We start from the raw sequence: 367 nt of genomic DNA on the forward strand, positions 1-367 counted from the left end.
AGTAAATATCCACCCGTGAAACGGGTGGCTTTTTAACAGCCCTAGAAGGGCTCACCACTCGCTAGCCCCTTAAAAGGGGCTTTTTAAATGACCACCAACCGCTCACAGCCCTATCTCTCTTTAACTATTTAAATGGATCTACATACTCTTGTTTACTTATACTATCTCTTATTCGATCATCTGCTTCTTGTTCTCGAATATATTTTTCAATTGTTTTTTGATTTAACCCAACCGTACTCACGTAGTATCCTTTGGACCAAAAGCTTTTATTCCCATACTTATATTTCAAATTCGCATGTTTTTCATGGATTAAGGTTGCACTTCGTCCTTTTAAGTAGCCCATAAAACTAGAAATACTAATCTTTGG

At 37.3% G+C, this 367-nt stretch carries 1 protein-coding gene; it reads right to left on the bottom strand.

Going from position 1 to position 367, the window contains the following annotated elements:
- Positions 1-124: 124 nt before the first annotated feature.
- A partial coding sequence (gene tnpA / locus Q1X33_RS16640) for an IS200/IS605 family transposase (RefSeq protein WP_301969853.1) occupies positions 125-367 on the bottom strand: 243 nt, incomplete at its 5' end.

This window comes from Enterococcus sp. B2E4 (genome assembly GCF_030499455.1).
Lineage (GTDB): Bacteria > Bacillota > Bacilli > Lactobacillales > Enterococcaceae > Enterococcus_D > Enterococcus_D casseliflavus.